We start from the raw sequence: 17393 nt of genomic DNA on the forward strand, positions 1-17393 counted from the left end.
GGGCCTACGCGGTGCGGGCCACGACCGTTGGTCGTGGCCGGCTCCTTACTGGGCCGGCACACCCATTTCCTTCAGCAGCGCCGGTGCCGGGTAGACCTTGGCCAGCAGCCAGCGCAGGTAGCGCATGTCCACGTGCACCGCACGCTTGTAGCGCGGGTCGAACCACCAGCTGGCGCTGACCGATTCCCAGTTGCTGTCGAAGTTCAGGCCGATCAGTTCGCCCTTGGCGTTGAGCACCGGCGAACCGGAGTTGCCGCCGGTGGTGTCCAGGTTGGTCAGGAAGTTGACCGTCTGGGTCTTCAGCGCCGGGTCGGCGGTGCTGCCGAAATCGCCCTTGGCGATGGCCGCCAGCAGCGGCTTGGGCGCGTCGAACGGATAGGCGTTGGTGTTCTTTTCGACGATGCCGGCCACGGTGGTCACCGGCGAATAGGTCACGCCATCACGCGGGTGCAGCGCCTCGACCTTGCCGTAGCTGATGCGCAGGGTGCGGTTGGCGTCGGGGTAGACGGCGCGGCCCTGCTTGGCCCGCCAGGCGAACAGCGCCTGCATGTAGGCCGGGCGCAGGCGCAGCTGTTCGCCCTCGCGGGTCTTGCTTTCGTTCTCGATGCGCAGCTGCGCGGCCACCAGCGGGCCGGCCACGGCAATCAGCGGATCGGCGGCAAGGGCCTTGCCTTCGCGGGCGGCGGCGAAACGGCTCAGGCGCTGTGCCTCGTCACCCAGCTGGGTGCTGGCGTACAGGGTATCCAGGGCCTTGGCCAGCTGTTCGGGGGTGCGCCCGAAGGCGGCATCGAACTCGGCCACGCGCTGCGCGTCCGGCAGCTGCTGGTAGCGGGTCAGCAGACTGCCCAGCAGGGCCTTCTCCACCTCCGGTGCGTAGCGGCGCTGCACCTGCTTGAGCACGCCTTCGATCATCGCCTGGTCGCGCTGCTGGAAGCCGGTCTCGCGCTGCGCGTCGGGCTTGGCCGATTCGATGCGCAGGCGTTCCAGCAGCAGTGCCGAACGCAGCAGCTGGGTCTGCAGGGCCATCTGGTCCAGCAGCAGGTCACGCTCGCCCACCGCTGCACCCTGCGACAGGTTGGTCAGCAGGGCCTTGATATCGCCCTGGTAGCGGCGGTCGGTGGCGGTCAGCATGGCCGACTCGTCGGCGGCGCGCTGGGCCTTGGCATCGCTGCGCAGCAGGCCTTCCAGCTCGCCGGCGGCACGCTTGCGGTTGTTCTTCAGCGACTGCAGCTGCGAGGCGTAGCGGGTACGCGCCTGCGCATCCTTGGCCGTGGCCGCTTCGATCGTGTCGATCATCTGCTGGAACACCGACACCCGGCGCGGCAGCACGGTGTCGATCTGGCCGGCGAATTCGGCAGCCGTGCGGTGGCGGTAGGTGATGCCCGGGTAGCCGGCCAGCATCGCGTAGTCGCCTTCCTTCGGGCCTTCCAGCGACATCTGCAGGTGTGCCGGCGCCTGGTAGGGCACGTTGTCCTTGCTGTACGGGGCCGGCTTGCCGTCCTTGCCCACGTAGGCACGCAGCAGGGTGAAATCGCCGGTGTGGCGCGGCCACATGAAGTTGTCGATCTCATCGCCGTAGTTGCCGATCGCGCGCGGCGGTGCGTACACCAGGCGCACGTCGCTCAGCTCCAGCTGCGCGATGCGGTAGAAATCGGTGCCGTAGTACATGTTGGCCACCGAGCAGCGCACGTTGCCGGTCTTCTCGCACTCGGCCACGATCTGCTTGCTGGCCGCGTCCACCGCGTCGAAGTACGCGCGGCCGGTCTTGCCACGGGCCTGGGCCAGCACCTGGTCGGTCACCTTGTCGAAGCCGACGGTCACCAGCACGCGGAAATCCGGGTTGGCCGGGCGCTCATCGGCGCGGCCCTGGGCGATGAAGCCGTTGTCGATCAGGTTGTGCTCGGGCGAGCTGTTGTACTGGATCACGCCCATCGCCACGTGGTGGTTGGTCAGCAGCAGGCCATCGGCCGACACGAACGAACCGGTGCCACCGCCGGCACGCACCACGGCGCTCAGCGGCGGCGCGGTCACGTTGGCCAGGTCGGCCGGGTCGCCCTTGAAACCGGCCGCCTGCAACGGCTTGGCCAGGTCGGGCAGCTGGGTCGGCATCCACATGCCTTCGTCGGCGTGGGCACCGGCGGCCAGGGTCAGGCCCAGGGCCAGGGCAGCGGGAAGGGTTTTGCGGGCAGACATCGGCACTCCGGCAATACAGAACAGCCGGGGACCATAGCCGCTGGGGCAGGCCGGGGCAACGGCCGATGGTTGGGTGGCGGCGTTGCACTTGGGGTCAGAGCCCTTTCGTTGAAAGGGATCTGCCCCCCGGCATGGCGTGGCGCCGGTGCAGCCACGCATGGCGTGGCTCTACTTCTCCCGGCGCCAGTTCAGCGAGCCGCGGTTTTCCACCGTGCTCGATTCCACTTCCACGTCGAAGCCGCGGCTGAGCAGGTATTTCAGCGTCAGCACCGAACCGCTGCCGACCATCGATACGCCGTAGCCCACGTACAGCTTGGGCGAAATGTACTTGCCAAAACCAATCACCGAACCGCCCAGCGCGCGCGACTGGCTGACCCCGGCATCATCCAGGCCCAGCTTGGCGCCCAGCTGCGAGGCCAGCAGGCCGCTGCCGGCCGACAGCGCGGCCGAGGCGGCGGTGACCTGCTGGGTCTGGTCGCTGCTGGCATTGGTCAGGCTGCGGCCCAGCACCAGGTAGGCCAGGGCTTCGGACTGCGACATGGCCGGATCGGACCAGACATCGGCACGGGGTTGCTGGGCGCGCCCGGTCACATCGATGCCCGCGGTGACATCGCCAATGCGGCGCTCGGCGCGGATGTTGATGCGCGGGTCGGACACCGCGTTGTAGTTCCAGTTGAGGTTGCCGCGGGTGATGGTCAGGTCCTGGCCATAGGCCTTGTAGCGGCCACTGACTTCCAGGCCGCCATTGGCGGTCATCTCGCGGCCCGGCCGCGCCCACACCTGCATCTTGCCGGTCAGCGCGCCCTTCAGGCCGAACCCGGTCATCTTCACCTTGTCGCCCAGGCTGACCGTCAGGTCCATGTCCAGCGGCGAGGTGCGCGATTCCTCCGGATCGGCCGGGTCCAGCACCACCACGTCTTCGGACACCGACGTGCCGCGGTCCAGGCGTTCCAGGTCGATGTCGGCCTCGGGCACGTGCACCGTACCGCGCAGTTCCATCGCGGCCTTGGCCAGGGTGAAATCGAGGTTCGGGTTGGCAATGATGCGCAGTTCGCTGGTGTTGGACACCAGCACGTTCTCGCCATGGATCTTCAGCTGCAGCGGCTGCGCATCGCCGAACCAGGACAGACCGCCGTCCACGTACAGCGTGCCCTGCCCCGAATTGGCCTGCGCGGTGATCTTGGCCGAGCCATCGGGCTGGGCGATGAAGCTGCCCTTGCCCTGGTCGAGGGTCAGGCCCAGCGCCGGGAATTCACCCTTGAAGTTGCTCAGCTGCGCGTCGCCGCCCAGCGACGGCTGGCCACGCGTGCCGCGCAGGCTCACGTGGCCTTCGATCAGGCCGGTGGGGCGCACGATGTCCGGCGAGAACAGCTCCAGCCAGTACAGCCGCGACATGTTCAGGTACAGCTCGCCGTTCAACGGCGCGCTGGCCTCCCAGCCGGTCTGGAACTTCGCATCGACGAAGCCGTTGCCCTGGAAGCCCAGGCCCAGGTAGCCCTTGATGCTGGCCGGGGTCATGTCCAGCTTCACCGAGAACTGGTCGTAGCGCGCCAGCTCACCGCGGTTGGCATTGGCGCCGGTGCCGGTGTTGCGGTTCTCGCCCAGGCGCACGCCACCTTCCGGCGAGCGCACTTCCACGTGGCCCTCCCAGGCATTGCCGCGCGGGCGGATCTGCGCATCCAGGGTCAGTTCGCCACGCAGGTAGATGCGGCGCCCCGACTGCGGCGGCAGCCACGGCTGCACCAGCGACAGCGGCAAGGCATCACCGCGCACCACCAGCCCTTCGCGCGGCCAGTTGGCCTGCGCGCACAGGGCGCCGCCGGTGGCCGCGGCCAGGCAGGTGTCGGCCAGCGTGTAGGTGCCGCCGTTCACCGCGAAGGCGGCCGGTGCACGCAACGTCCAGGCATCGCCCTTCACCGGCGCGATGCGCAGGGTGGACAGTTCACCGCGCCATTGCTCGCCCTGCTGGCGCACGCTGCCCTGCAGGTCGATCGCGCCCAGTTCGTTGTGGGTCTGCGCGCTCAGGCGCAGGTTGGACACGCTGCCCTGCGCGTCGACGGCCAGGCGTTCCAGCAGCATGCCGGCGTTGACCTGTTGGCCCTGGATCGACAGGCGGCCGGCGTCGCCGCGCCACGGCAGGTTGCCCTGGATGCTCAGGCTCTGCGCGCCGTAGCCGTCCCAGTTGATGTTGTTGCCCACCAGATCGGCACGGATGTCCGGCGCATCGCGCGGGCCGGTCACCTGCACCTGGCCGCGCAGGCCGCCATCGGCGCCGGGCAGCAGATCGCTCAACTGCAGCGGCTCGAAGCGCGCATCGATATCCAGGCGGTCGCCCACCTTGCCCTTGGCGGTGACCCGGCTGCTGCCGATCGCCAGGGCCAGTTCGCCCTGGCCCTGTGCGCCCTGCAGCGCGAACTTGCCCTTGGCATCCACATTGCGCTGGCGCAGGGTGCCCTTCAGTGCAGGCAGATCGACGGTGGCTTCCAGGGTGGGCGCCGTACCCGCGGCAGCGCTGGCCGGCGGCGGCACCTGGCGGCCCTTCGAGGCAAGGTTGCCCGACAGCCGACCGTCCCAGCCCGGCAGGAAGTAGCCCGGATCGAAGTCCTTCAGGCTGGCCTTGGCATCCCAGTCCAACTGCGGTGCCCAGGCCACCTGGCCTTCCACCTGCAACTGGCCACCGGGGGTCTGCGCCACCAGTTCGCGGATCGAAGCGGACTGGTCGTTGCCGCGCACATCGAAGCGCAGGTCGGCACGCTTCTGCTCGCGCTCGATCTGCGCACGGCCAATGGCCGCCCATGCCTTCAGCGTGCCGGCCAGGCCGAAGCGCGCTTCCTGCAGGGTGACCGGCACCGGCGCACTGCCGGCGGTGTTCGGGTCGGGCTCGGGCACCCAGGTCAGGTTCCGCGCGATCACCGAGAAATTCAGGGTCTGCTGATCCGGGTTGCTGAAATCGGCGGTGCCCTGCAGGCGGGCTTCACCGCCCAGGCCCTTCACCACCAGCGGCGACACCTTCAGCACCTGGTTTTGCAGCGACACCACCGACGGCGCCAGCTCCACTTCCTGCGCCCCCTGCTTTAGTTTCCCGTGCAGGTTGGCCTGGCCGCCCTTGCCGGCGGCGGTGAAATCCAGCGACAGCGGTGCGATGGCCGATGCGGCCAGCGCCGGCGACAGCAGCGCCAGATCAAGCTCATCGCTGCGCACGCTGGCGCTCCAGGTCGGATCGGTGCGGCCATCGAACACCAGCATGGCCCGCAACGGCTTGGGCGCGCGGCCGGCCACGCCCACTTCCATGTGCGCCAGGTTGCCGCGCGCGACCAGGCCCAGGGTGGCGGCGGTGCGACCGCGCGGGGCCGGCAGCACGGCGGTCACGGTCACGTCGGTGTCGTAATCCTTGGCCGGAATGTAGCGCCCCTGGGCAGTGAAATCGCCCATGTCGCTGTCCACCACCAGCTGCCGGGCCTGGAATTCGCCATTGGCGATCTCGATGCCGCCGCGCACGCGGGCGATGTCGATCAGCGGCTCGTTGGCCTGGGTGATGCGGAAGCCGTCGATGGCGATCACATCGGCCTGGATGGCCAGCGGCATCTCGATCTGCGGCAGCGAATCGGGCCACGACGGCATCTCGAACGGCTCATCGCTCTTGGCCAGGTTCAAGGTCGCGTTGGTCAGCTCCAGCCGGTCCAGCAGCAGCTTGCGGCCCAGCAGCGGGCGCAGGTCCGGTTCCAGGTGCGCACGCTCGGCGTGGAAATGGATGTCGTCGTAGCGGAAATCGACGTTGTACAGGGTCAGTGGGCCGGCGACCGGGCCCTCCACCTTGTCCCAGGTGAAGCTGGCGCCGACCGGCAGCCGCGCCACCACCTGTGCCAGCAGCACGTCGCGGCCGGCCACGGTCTGCAGCAGCCAGTAGACCGCCAGCAGGGCCAGCAGCACCAGGCCCAGCACGCCCACCCCCGACCACGCCCAGAAACGGCGGCGACGGTAGAAACGCACGCGCGGCGGCGGGCTGCCCGCAGGCGGATTCGGCGTGGGCGCGCTCACAGGTCCGCTCCGATGTTCAGGTACAGCTGGAACTGCGAATCCGGATTGTTCAGGCCGTGCGCGATATCCACGCGCACCGGGCCCACCGGCGATTTCCAGCGCACGCCGAAGCCGACGCCGGTGTGCAGGTCAATGGTGTTGTCGAACGCACTGCCGGTGTCGACAAATACCGCCGCACCCCACGGGCCGCCGTTGAAATAGTGCTCGTACTCGGCCGAGCCGATCACCAGGTTCTTCGCACCCAGCGCGTATTTGTCCGGCGCCGGCGTGCGGGGGCCGACTTCGCGGAACGCATAGCCACGGATGCTGCGGTCGCCACCGGCGAAGAAGCGCAGGCTGGGCGGCATGGCCACCAGGTCGCTGGTCCAAGTGGTGCCACCTTCGCCACGCAGGATCAGGCGGTTGCTTTCACCGATGGGGATGTACCAGCGCAGCAGCAGGTTGGCCTGCACGAAACTGGTGTCCGAGCCCGCACCCTCCACGCCGCCGCGCAGGGTGGCGCTGCCACTCACGCCGCTGCGCGGGAACAGTTCATCGTCCACGTTCACGTAGTCGGCCACCAGCTGCGGATAGACCAGCGTGGAGGTGTTGTACACCGCGTCGGTGAACTCGGTGCCCGAGGCGTAGCGCCAGCGCTCGCGCAGCGCGTTGATCGAGGCGATGGCCGTCCAGTGTTCGTTGATCTCACCACTGCGGCTGGCGATCAGCTTGAAGTTGCGCAGATCAATGTAGTCGGTCTGCTCGTCATACGCGCTGGCGGTCAGCCCATACCAGCCATCCAGCCACTTGAACGCCGGTACGCGGTAGGTGCTGACCAGGCTCTTGCGCTTCTGCGCATAGTCCAGCTGGGTGTTCATCTTGTGGCCGCGGCTGTTCAGGAACCGCCGCTCCACGCCGCCGCGCACACCGGCGCCACTTTCACTGCCGTAGCTCAGACCAGCGGTGTAGATGGTGCGCTTGGCACGGGTCAGCTTCACGTCGATCGGCACTTCGCCGTTGTCGTCGGCCTGGTCCGGCCGCGGCTGGATGTCGATCACGCTGAAGTAGTCCAGCTTGGTCAGCGATTCGCGCAGGCGGTCCAGCTTCCCTTCGTGGAAGTAGCTGCCCTGTTCCCAGTACACCAGCGGGTCGAACAGCTTGTCGACGAAGTAATCCTGCTCGAAGCGCACCGGGCCCATGTTGTAGCGGCGGCCGCTGTCCCAGGTCAGGTCGATGTCGGCGGCGTTCTCGGCGCGGGTGATCTGCACCTGGCGCTGGGTGTAGTCGGCATCGAAATAGCCGCGCTCGGCCAGGCGCCGGGTCACGGTGATCTTGCTGGCTTCGTACTGGGTATGTTCGAAGCGCTGGCCCTTGCGCGGCTTGAACGCGGCCAGGTCATCCTGCAGGTACTGGTCGTAGGTGGCCGGGCCGGTGATGTCGATGTGCTCGCGGCGCACGGTCACCGGTGGGCCCTTTTCCACGTGGATCACCACCCGCAGGTGTTCGTCCTGGCGTGGCGCCTCCACGGTGATCACCGGGTTGTAGTAACCAAAGGGTTCCAGTGCCTGGCGGGTCTGCCGCTCGGCCTGCGACAGCAGGTATTCCAGGCGCGATTCGCCCTGTTCCTTGCCGATGGTTTCGTAGAGCGACAGCGAGACCTCGATGTTCTCGATCATCTCGGCGTCGTCGCCCTTGTCCAATCCCTTGATTTCCACCTTGTCGATGGTGCCGCGCGCGTGGGCGGACGAGGCCACGGCGAAGGACAGGAGCACCAGGGGCAGGGCGTAGTTCTTTGGCTGCATGCGGCACAGCATACCGACCGCGCGTGACGATGCGAAATGCAGCGCGCGAATCGGGATCGGTTGTTAAGTGGCAGTCAAAATGCGCGCCTTTGTGCGCATCATCGGCACGAAAACGACAACGCCGGGCATGGCCCGGCGCTACCTGTTCCAGTAGATCCACGCCATGCGTGGATGGTCCCGGCAGATCCACGCCATGCGTGGATGGGGGGGGCGGCCCCCGTCAGCTCGACAGATGCTCGATCGCCGCCACCTTGCCCAAGCGCTCGCCCAGCAGGGTCAGCAGCGCCAGGCGGTTGCCACGCAGGGCCGGGTCTTCGGCATTGACCATCACGCCATCGAAGAAGGCATCGACCTGCGGGCGCAGGCGGGCCAGGCGCGCCAGCACGGCCACGTAATCCTTGTGGTGCAGGCTGGCGCCGGTGTCGTCGATGGCCGCGGTCACGGCCTCGGCCAACGCGCGCTCGGCGTCTTCCTGCAGCAGCGAGGCATCGATCTGGCCCGGGATGTCGCCTTCGGCCTTGCGGAGGATGTTGCGGATGCGCTTGTTGGCTGCGGCCAGCGCCTCGGCTTCCGGCAGCGCGGCAAACGTGCCGATTGCGTCAAGGCGACGGTCGAAGTCATACAGCGAGGCCGGCTTCAGTTCGGCCACGGCGTTGAAGTGGGTGGCCGGCACGCCCTTATCGCTGTAATAGCCCTTCAGGCGGTCCAGGATGAAGTCGTACAGCTCACCCACGTCGGCCTGCACGTTGCGCGCGGCCAGGCCTGCGTTGGCGCTGGCCAGCAGCGCGCGCAGGTCCAGCTCGAAACCGCTTTCGATGATGGTGCGGGCCAGGCCCAGCGCGTTGCGGCGCAGGGCGAACGGGTCCTTGTTGCCGGTCGGCTTCAGGCCCGCGGCGAAACCACCGGCCAGGGTATCCACGCGCTCGGCAATGGCCAGCACCTTGCCCAGCGGCGACAGCGCGATGTCATCGCCACCGAAGCGCGGCTGGTAGGCCTCGTCGATGGCCAGCGCCACCTCCGGTGATTCGCCACCGGCCACGGCGTAGTGGCGGCCGGCGATGCCCTGCAGTTCCGGGAATTCATTGACCATGCGCGACTGCAGATCGTTCTTGGCCAGCTGCGCGGCGCGCTTGGCCAGCAGCGCCTCGGCGCCCACCTGCGGCGCAATCACCTCGGCCAGGGCCACCACGCGTGCCACCTTGTCGGCCACGCTGCCCAGCTTGGCCTGGTAGGTCACCGTCTTCAGGCCCTCTCCCATCGCTTCCAGGCCCTGCTTCAGGTCTTCGTCGAAGAAGAACTTGGCATCGGCGAAACGCGGGCGGATCACGCGCTCGTAGCCCTTGGCCACTTCGGCCACGTCCTTCGATTCGATGTTGGCGATGCCGATGAATTTCTCGGTCAGCTTGCCGCTGTCATCCAGCACCGGGAAGAACTTCTGGTTGATCTCCATGGTCTCGATCAGCGCTTCCTGCGGCACCGCCAGGAACGCGCGCTCGAAGCTGCACAGCACGGCCGACGGCCACTCGACCAGGTTCACCACCTGCTCCAGGTTGTCCTCGGTGATGCGCGCACTGCCGCCGGCAGTACCCGCAGCGGTCTCGACCTCGGCCACGATGCGCTCGCGGCGCTCGCTCGGGTCGACCAGCACCTTGGCCGCGCGCAGCGATTCCACGTAATCCTGCGGCTGGCTCAGCCACACGGTCTTGTCGTGGTGGAAGCGGTGGCCGCGGCTCATGCGGTCGGCCTTCAGGCCGAACAGTTCGGCCTCGACCACATCGGTACCGTGCAGCAGCACCAGCCAGTGTGCCGGGCGGGCGAAGCCCCAGTCGTGGTCACCCCAGCGCATCGGCTTGGGAATGGGCATGGCCGCAATCGCCTCGCGCAGCACCTCCGGCAGCAGCGCGGCGGTGCGTGCGCCCGGGCTCACGGCGCGGTGCACGAAGCGTTCGCCCTTGTTGTCGGTGGTCTTTTCCAGCGCGGTCCAGTCGATACCGGCCTTGGCCGCGAAGCCCTGCAGGGCCTTGGTCGGCTGACCTTCGGCATCCAGCGCGATGTTCAGGTACGGGCCCAGCACTTCACTGCGCTGTTCCGGCTGTTCCAGGCCCACGCCGGGCAGCAGCACGGCCAGGCGGCGCGGGGTGGACAACGGGCGTGCATCGCCCAGCTCCAGTTCGACACCGCGCTTGCGCAGGCCATCGACAACGCCATCGAAGAAGGCCTGGGCCAGGCCCGGCAGCGCCTTCACGGGCAGCTCTTCGGTGCCCAGTTCGATCAGCAGGGGGGACAGTTGGCTCATCGTTTCAATCCTGTGGTGGGGGCGCAGCGCGCAACGCGTCCGGCGCCCGGAAGTAGTGGAAAGCGCGGCCCTCAGGCCTTCTTCGCGCCCGGGAAGCCCAGCTTCTCGCGCTGCTCGTAGTAGGCCTTGGCCACCGCCTGGGCCAGCGCGCGCACGCGCAGGATGTAGCGCTGGCGTTCGGTCACGCTGATCGCGCGGCGCGCATCCAGCAGGTTGAAGGTGTGGCTGGCCTTCATCACCTGCTCGTAGGCCGGCAGCGGCAGGTTCACTTCCACCAGCTTCTGCGCCTCGCGCTCGCACGCATCGAAGCGGTGGAACAGTTCTTCCACGTCGGCGTATTCGAAGTTGTAGGTGCTCTGCTCCACCTCGTTCTGGTGGTAGACGTCGCCGTAGGTCACCGGCTGGCCGTCCGGGCCGTAGGTCCAGACCAGGTCGTAGACGTTGTCGCAGTTCTGCAGGTACATGCACAGGCGCTCGAGACCGTAGGTGATCTCGCCCAGCACCGGGCGGCATTCCAGGCCACCGGCCTGCTGGAAGTAAGTGAACTGGGTCACCTCCATGCCGTTGAGCCAGACTTCCCAGCCCAGGCCCCAGGCCCCCAGGGTCGGCGATTCCCAGTTGTCTTCCACGAAGCGCAGGTCGTGCACCAGCGGGTCGATGCCCAGCGCCTTCAGCGAATCCAGGTACAGCTGCTGGATGTTGTCCGGTGCCGGCTTCATTGCCACCTGGTACTGGTAGTAGCGCTGCAGGCGGTTGGGGTTCTCGCCGTAGCGGCCGTCGGTGGGGCGGCGCGAGGGCTGCACGTAGGCCGCGTTCCAGCCTTCCGGGCCGATCGCACGCAGGAAGGTGGCCGGGTGGAACGTACCGGCGCCCACCTCCAGGTCGAGCGGCTGGATGAGCACGCAGCCCTGCTGGGCCCAGAACTGGTTCAGGGTCTGGATCAGGCCCTGGAAGGTGATCGGTACGGTCGGGGTCGCGGACATGCGGACGATTCTTGGCCGGCTGAGGGGTGCGCTAGTATAACGGCCGACCTGCGGGGCATTCCGTACCCGGGAGGAGCAGGCAGATGGATCACCGGCTGCCGGTGGGGAGTTCGGGTGATTCCGCCGCGGTACCGCTGCCGCCAGGGCGGCTGCAGTTCGAGCAGGTGGCCGCCGCCGTGCTGGCCGATGGCCTGGTCGCGCCACAGGACCGCGAGCGCGTGCGCTTTTCCGCACAGGGCGCGCGCAATGCCAGCGAAGTGCATCCGCTGGTGCTGCTGTCGAACCTGAAACTGGCAGCCAGCAGCGGCGGTGAACTGAGCCTGGAACGGCTGACCGAATGGCTGGCCCAGCGTACCGGCTGCCGCTACCTGCGCATCGACCCGACCCGGGTGGACGTGGCCAGCGTGACCGCCGTGGCCTCGCACGCCTATGCGCGCCGCCATCGCTTCCTGCCACTGGCGGTGGACAGCGAGCGGGTGCTGGTGGCCACCAGCGAACCGCTGGCGCAGGAATGGCGCCGCGACCTGCAGCACCTGACCCGGCGCCAGATCGAACTGGCGGTGGTCAACCCGCTGGACCTGCACCGCTACACCATGGAGTTCTTCGGCGTGACCCGCTCGGTGCGCGGGGCCCGCGGCGACGTGCGCGGTGAAGCCAACGCCACCCTGCCCAGCTTCGAACAGCTGGTGGAGCTGGGCCGCACCGGCGACGTCAATGCCGACGACCAGCACATCGTGCACATTGTCGATTGGCTGCTGCAGTACGCCTACGAACAACGTGCCTCGGACATCCACCTGGAACCGCGCCGCGAGATGGGGCGCATGCGCTTCCGCATCGACGGCGTGCTGCACAAGGTGTTCGAGGTGCCACCGGCGGTGATGACCGCCGTGGTCAGCCGCATCAAGGTGCTGGGGCGCATGGACCTGGCCGAGCGCCGGCGCCCGCAGGATGGCCGCATCAAGACCCGATCGCCGGGCGGGCGCGAAGTCGAAATGCGCCTGTCGACCATGCCCACCGCCTTCGGCGAGAAGTGCGTGATGCGCATCTTCGACCCCGATGCGGCCTTCAAGAGCATCGACCAGCTCGGCTTCAGCCCGCAGGAAGCGGCCGGCTGGAACGCGCTGGTGGAGCGCCCGCACGGCATCGTGCTGGTCACCGGGCCGACCGGTTCGGGCAAGACCACCACCTTGTATTCCACCCTGAAGCGGCTCGCCACGCCCGATGTGAACGTGTGCACGGTGGAAGACCCGATCGAAATGATCGCCGCCGAGTTCAACCAGATGCAGGTGCAGACCAACATCGACCTGGATTTCGCCGCGGGCGTGCGCACCCTGCTGCGGCAGGACCCGGACATCATCATGATCGGCGAGATCCGCGACCTGGAAACCGCGCAGATGGCGGTGCAGGCTTCGCTTACCGGCCATCTGGTGCTGTCCACCCTGCACACCAACGATGCGCCCTCGGCCATCACCCGGCTGCTCGACATCGGCGTGCCGCACTACCTGCTGGCCTCCACCGTGAACGGCATCCTGGCCCAGCGCCTGGTGCGCACGCTGTGCCCGCACTGCAAGCAGCCGCACACGCTGGGACCGGCCGATTGGGCGGTGCTGGCTGATAGCCATGCAGCATATCCAGATGCCGCCACGCCCTGTCGGCCGGTCGGTTGCCTGGAGTGCCGGCGCACCGGTTTCCTCGGTCGCATCGGGCTGTATGAGTTGCTGCCATTGGGCTCGCGCCTGCGTGGGCTGATCCGCGCGGACATGGATCTGGCCGGTTTCAGCCGGGCCGCGCGTGCTGAAGGATTGCGAACCCTGCGCCAGGCTGGGCTTGAAAAGGTGGCGCAGGGGCTGACTACAATCGAGGAAGTCCTGTCAGTCCTGCCGCCCCCGGATGAATCCAGCGCCCTTCCTGATCCTTGAAACCGGCCGCCCGGTGCCGACCCTGCGCCGTTACGGGCGCTTTCCGCACTGGATCCGCGTGGCTGCCGGTCTGGAAGAACAGCAGACCGTGGTGGTCGATGTCGAACACGGTGCCGCCCTGCCCGACGCGCGCAGGTTCGCTGGCGTGCTGGTCAGCGGTTCGGCCGCCTACGTGACCGACCGTGCCGAATGGAGCGAGCGCAGCGCGGCCTGGCTGCGTGCGGCCGCCCATGATGGCGTGCCGGTGTTCGGCATCTGCTACGGCCACCAGCTGCTGGCCCATGCGCTGGGCGGGGAAGTGGCCTACAACCCGGCCGGGCGCGAATCGGGCACGATCGAACTGGAGCTGGATCCGGCCGCCGCCGAGGACCCGTTGTTCAGCGGGCTGCCGCGCCATTTCGCCGCCCACGCCACCCACCTGCAGACCGTGCTGCGTGCGCCGGAAGGTGCCGCCGTGCTGGCCCGCTCGCCGCTGGATGGCTGCCATGCCTTCCGCTGGGGTCGCCACGCCTGGGGCGTGCAGTTCCATCCCGAATTCGCCACCCACCACATGCGCGGCTACGTGCGCGCCCGGGCCGACTGCATCGGCCGCCACGGCGGCTGCGCACGCAGCGTGGAACGGGCGGTCAGCGCGGCACCGCTGGCGCGCCAGCTGCTGCGCCGTTTCGTGCGCCAGGCCCGGCTGTCTTCAGCCCAGCCGGTGGCAAAACAGGGATAATCGGCGGCACGGGCCCCGGCCCGGCCCCCTTACTGTCCTTCCCGGATGTCCATGAAAGAGATTCGCAAGCTGCCGGCTTCGGCGGGCGCCCAGTGGTTGCTGGATACGTTCTCCCTGTACCGGCGTGCGCCGCTGCAGCTGGCCCGGATCGGCCTGACCTGGATGCTGGTCAGCTGGGTGGTCACCCTGCTGTCCACGCTCATTCCGGGCGCGGCGGGGCTGGCGGTGCAGCTGATGACCCTGGCCATCTCGCCCATCATGTTCGGCGGCATGCTGTACGCCGTGGGCGAGATCGACGAAGGCCGCCCCGGCCTGGCCACGCACCTGCTGCAGCCGATCCGCGACCACCGTGTCAGCCACCTGCTGGTGCCGCTGGCGATCCAGGTGCTGGCGGTGCTGCTGCTGGGCGTGCTGCTGTACCTGATGATCGGCCGCGAGGGCTTTGCCGCCTTCAGCGAGGTCATGAAGCGGATGGAAGAGATCGGCCAGAGCGGGCAGCAGATCAGCCCCGATGATGCCGCCGCCCTGGTGGCCAACCTGCCGGCCAAACGCATCGCGCTGTGGCTGCTGCTGGTGTTCATCACCGCCATCGGCCTGACCCTGGCCATGTTCACCCAGCCGGCGCTGGTGGTGTTCGACAAGCAGAGCGGCATGCACGCGCTGCGCCTGAGCCTGCAGGGCTGCGTGGAGAACCTGGGGGCGATGGTGGTGTTCGCGCTGCTGGGCGTGATCGCGCTGTTCTGCGGCTACATCGCCTTCGTCATCGTCATCCAGCTGGCCATGCTGATCGGCGGCCCGCTGGCTGCCGCGTTCATCGCCCAGCTGGTGCTGACCACCGTGCTGATGCCGCTGTACGTAGGCGCCGTGTACGCGGCCTGGAAGCAGATGTTCGTGCACCGTGGCAGCCGCGCGGTGCCGCCGATCCCGGCCACGCCGCCGGCCAACGACGTCTTCCACGCCTGAGCCGACACACACGCGAACGCCGGGCTTGGCCCGGCGCTACCGGGAATCAGGCGGCCGGTTTCTTCGCCACCGACGACGGCACCAGCCAGCGTGCGGCGTGGATGCCCAGCTCGTACAGCAGGCACATGGGAATGGCCAGCATCAGCTGTGACACCACGTCCGGCGGGGTCAGCACGGCGGCCACCACGAAGATGCCGACGATCGCGTAGCCGCGGCCTTCCTTGAACTGCTGCGGCGTTACCCAGCCCAGCAGCACCAGGATCACCATCGCCACCGGCAGTTCGAAGCTGCCGCCGAAGGCGAAGAAGATCGCCAGCACGAAATCCAGGTAGGCATTCGCATCGGGGGTGAGCGCGATCACTTCCGGGCTGAAGGTGGTCAGGAAGTGGAACACCGCCGGCAGCACCAGGAAGTAGGCGAACGCGCAGCCGGTATAGAACAGCAGCACCGACGACACCAGCAGCGGCACCGCCAGGCGCTTTTCGCGGGCATACAGGCCCGGCGCCACGAACGCCCACAGCTGGTACAGCAGCCAGGGCACGGCCACGAACAGGGCCACGAAGAAGGTCAGCTTCAACGGCGCGAAGAACGCACCGGCCGGATTGGTGGCGATCATCGTCTGCCCGTTCGGCAGCTGCGATACCAGCGGATGCGCCAGCGCGGTGTACAGCTTCTGGGTGAACGGCAACAAGCCCAGCAGCACCACGCCCAGGCCCAGCAGCGCACGCACCAGGCGCGCGCGCAGTTCAACCAGATGCTCGACCAGCGAGCTTTCGCCGAAGTCCTGGTCGCTCATGGCTGGCGCTCCGGCGGTGTGGCCGGCGTCGAGGCGGCATCTGTCGCGGGCGTGGCATCGGCCCGGGTTGCCGGGGGTGCCGGCGTATCCAACAGATGCGGCGGGGTCTGCGCCGCGGCCGGTGTCGGCGCCCGCACTTCGTCGGCCAGCGCATCGCCGTGCTGCTGCGCCTGCGTGGCTTCGCGGCGCACCGCTTCACCACTGGCGCGCAACTGGCTTTCGGTGTCCTGCATGCTCTGCCGCACGTCCTGCATCTGCCGCTTGATCTCCTCGGCGTGCAGTTCGCGTTCCAGCTCCTGCTTCACCGAATCCCACTGATTGCGCGCACGGCGCACCCACAGGCCGGCGAAGCGGGCCGCCTTGGGCAGGCGCTCGGGACCGAGCACCACCAGGGCGACCACGGCAATCACCAGCAGTTCGCTGAAGCCAATATCAAACACCGTGACCGCTCCGGATCAACGCGGGGTGCGGTCGTGCTCGTCCTGCGCGGTGCGCGAGGCGTCCTGGCTGCGCGATTCGTCGCCCAGCTGCGCGGCGGGCTTGTCCTCGTCACGCATGCCCTTCTTGAATTCCTTCACCGCCGAGCCGAGATCCTTGGCGCCGCTGGTCAGGCGCTTGGTGCCGAACACCAGCAGTACGATGGCCAGCACGACCAACCAATGCCAGATGCTGAAACTGCCCATAAGTCGCTCGTTACGTTAGTGATCAGGCTGTCGAGCATAGCGCACCGGCCGTAAGCCGGCGCGCGTGACGAAAGTCAGTTGCCGCCCAGCGTCTCGGTGCGGATTTCACCGTCGCCCACCGGCTGGAAGCCCTGCTGCTGCGGCGGCGGGTTCTGCGGCACGTTCTGCAGCGGCGCGGTGGTCGCCTCGGCCGGCGGCGCCTGAACAGGCGCAGGCTGGCTGCCCTGCGGCGGCGGCGGCGGTGCGCTGGCAGTGGCGCCATTGCCGTTGCGGTTGTTGCGCGCGGCGTAGGTCGCCTCTTCCAGACGGTCGCGGAAGGCCACCACGTCCATCGACGGCGCGCCCACGGCACGGCCTTCGAAGATCATGCGCGGGGTGGTGTTGCTGCCGTAGGCATCCAGGTTGGCGGCATCGTCGATCTGCAGCACCGCACCATCCAGGGCTACGCCGGCGAACAGGCCGCGCGCGCGCGACCACGACCAGATTTCCGCCTTCAGCTGGCCGTCGGTGGCGGCGGCAGCGTTGCGCCCCACCGGACCCGCAGCCACGCCGGCGTCGGCGCCCAGGGTGAACTTGCCGTTGACCAGATTGTCCAGGCTGCGGTCATTGCGGAACACCAGCACCACGTCGGACGACTGCACACCGGCCTGGAAGCCGATGCTGCCGCCGGTCAGCTTGATGAATACCGGGTTCGACCAGGCGCCGTTGGGCATGCGCACCGACATCAGGCCGTGGCCGCGGCGGCCACCGATGACCAGACCGGCCTTGATCGTGTCGGGAATGACGATGACCGCGCGGCCTTCGTCCAGCAGTTTGTCCGGAATTCCCTGCTCGGGGATTTCCTGGATTTCAGCCAGCACACGCACCGCATTGCGGGCGCGCTGGTCTTCCTGCGGTCCGGCCATGGCCTGGCTGGAAAGCAGGCTGGCGGCGATCAGCAGGGCTTGGATCGGGCGACGCATGGCAGGCTCCAGAAGTCAGTCCATAGGAAGATATAGCAAGTGACTGAAATTAGTAGTGTTG

General features: G+C 68.1%; 12 protein-coding genes. 3 read left to right on the forward strand and 9 right to left on the reverse strand.

Translation table 11 applies throughout. From position 1 onward, the window contains the following. Positions 1-45 precede the first annotated feature (45 nt). The 5 genes from C1931_RS19865 to glyQ all read right to left on the reverse strand — a co-directional run bounded on the left by C1931_RS19865 (position 46) and on the right by glyQ (position 11291). On the reverse strand, positions 46-2193 hold the full coding sequence (locus C1931_RS19865) for a S46 family peptidase (protein ID WP_108757558.1): 2148 nt from the start codon (positions 2191-2193) through the stop codon (positions 46-48). A gap of 168 nt (positions 2194-2361) precedes the next feature. Further along, positions 2362-6231, reverse strand: coding sequence for a translocation/assembly module TamB domain-containing protein (locus C1931_RS19870; RefSeq protein WP_108757559.1), 3870 nt, complete (start codon positions 6229-6231; stop codon positions 2362-2364). Beyond that, positions 6228-8024 (reverse strand): autotransporter assembly complex family protein, encoded by a 1797-nt coding sequence (locus C1931_RS19875; RefSeq protein ID WP_108754629.1) that lies wholly within the window; start codon positions 8022-8024, stop codon positions 6228-6230. The genes C1931_RS19870 and C1931_RS19875 overlap by 4 nt, the downstream gene beginning before the upstream one ends. A gap of 208 nt (positions 8025-8232) precedes the next feature. Further along, complete coding sequence (glyS, locus tag C1931_RS19880; protein WP_108757560.1) at positions 8233-10308, reverse strand: glycine--tRNA ligase subunit beta; 2076 nt, start codon at positions 10306-10308, stop codon at positions 8233-8235. A gap of 71 nt (positions 10309-10379) precedes the next feature. After that, positions 10380-11291 (reverse strand): glycine--tRNA ligase subunit alpha, encoded by a 912-nt coding sequence (gene glyQ, locus C1931_RS19885; protein WP_049430272.1) that lies wholly within the window; start codon positions 11289-11291, stop codon positions 10380-10382. Positions 11292-11374: 83 nt separating this feature from the next. On the opposite strand from glyQ, the gene C1931_RS19890 reads away from it, so the two are divergent. From C1931_RS19890 to C1931_RS19900, 3 genes are read left to right on the forward strand one after another with little or no spacing between them, the layout of a single operon-like run. Next, positions 11375-13210 carry a GspE/PulE family protein gene (locus C1931_RS19890; protein WP_108754632.1) on the forward strand — a complete coding sequence of 612 codons (1836 nt, stop codon included), beginning with the start codon at positions 11375-11377 and terminating at the stop codon, positions 13208-13210. Next, positions 13182-13928: a glutamine amidotransferase gene (locus C1931_RS19895; RefSeq protein WP_108757561.1), complete on the forward strand. Its 747-nt coding sequence runs from the start codon at positions 13182-13184 to the stop codon at positions 13926-13928. The genes C1931_RS19890 and C1931_RS19895 overlap by 29 nt, the downstream gene beginning before the upstream one ends. A 51-nt stretch (positions 13929-13979) precedes the next feature. Then, complete coding sequence (locus tag C1931_RS19900) at positions 13980-14891, forward strand: BPSS1780 family membrane protein (protein WP_108754902.1); 912 nt, start codon at positions 13980-13982, stop codon at positions 14889-14891. Between the two features lie 46 nt (positions 14892-14937). Here the strand turns inward: C1931_RS19900 and tatC are convergent, their stop codons facing one another. From tatC to C1931_RS19920, 4 genes are all read right to left on the reverse strand, one after another. Further along, on the reverse strand, positions 14938-15687 hold the full coding sequence (gene tatC, locus C1931_RS19905; RefSeq protein WP_108751383.1) for a twin-arginine translocase subunit TatC: 750 nt from the start codon (positions 15685-15687) through the stop codon (positions 14938-14940). After that, positions 15684-16127, reverse strand: coding sequence for a Sec-independent protein translocase protein TatB (tatB, locus tag C1931_RS19910; RefSeq protein WP_108757562.1), 444 nt, complete (start codon positions 16125-16127; stop codon positions 15684-15686). Before tatB ends, tatC begins: the two co-directional genes overlap by 4 nt. A 15-nt stretch (positions 16128-16142) precedes the next feature. Continuing rightward, complete coding sequence (gene tatA, locus C1931_RS19915; RefSeq protein WP_108751385.1) at positions 16143-16370, reverse strand: Sec-independent protein translocase subunit TatA; 228 nt, start codon at positions 16368-16370, stop codon at positions 16143-16145. Between the two features lie 74 nt (positions 16371-16444). After that, positions 16445-17332, reverse strand: coding sequence for a YSC84-related protein (locus tag C1931_RS19920; protein ID WP_108757563.1), 888 nt, complete (start codon positions 17330-17332; stop codon positions 16445-16447). Positions 17333-17393 lie beyond the last annotated feature (61 nt).

The organism is Stenotrophomonas sp. YAU14A_MKIMI4_1 (assembly GCF_003086855.1).
Lineage (GTDB): Bacteria > Pseudomonadota > Gammaproteobacteria > Xanthomonadales > Xanthomonadaceae > Stenotrophomonas.

Bases quoted from the DNA above. Each gene is read 5' to 3' on its own strand.
- C1931_RS19865 (WP_108757558.1), bottom strand. From the start codon at position 2,193: ATGTCTGCCCGCAAAACCCTTCCCGCTGCCCTGGCCCTGGGCCTGACC.
- C1931_RS19875 (WP_108754629.1), bottom strand. From the start codon at position 8,024: ATGCTGTGCCGCATGCAGCCAAAGAACTACGCCCTGCCCCTGGTGCTC.
- glyS (WP_108757560.1), bottom strand. From the start codon at position 10,308: ATGAGCCAACTGTCCCCCCTGCTGATCGAACTGGGCACCGAAGAGCTG.
- glyQ (WP_049430272.1), bottom strand. From the start codon at position 11,291: ATGTCCGCGACCCCGACCGTACCGATCACCTTCCAGGGCCTGATCCAG.
- C1931_RS19890 (WP_108754632.1), top strand. From the start codon at position 11,375: ATGGATCACCGGCTGCCGGTGGGGAGTTCGGGTGATTCCGCCGCGGTA.
- C1931_RS19895 (WP_108757561.1), top strand. From the start codon at position 13,182: ATGAATCCAGCGCCCTTCCTGATCCTTGAAACCGGCCGCCCGGTGCCG.
- C1931_RS19900 (WP_108754902.1), top strand. From the start codon at position 13,980: ATGAAAGAGATTCGCAAGCTGCCGGCTTCGGCGGGCGCCCAGTGGTTG.
- tatC (WP_108751383.1), bottom strand. From the start codon at position 15,687: ATGAGCGACCAGGACTTCGGCGAAAGCTCGCTGGTCGAGCATCTGGTT.
- tatA (WP_108751385.1), bottom strand. From the start codon at position 16,370: ATGGGCAGTTTCAGCATCTGGCATTGGTTGGTCGTGCTGGCCATCGTA.
- C1931_RS19920 (WP_108757563.1), bottom strand. From the start codon at position 17,332: ATGCGTCGCCCGATCCAAGCCCTGCTGATCGCCGCCAGCCTGCTTTCC.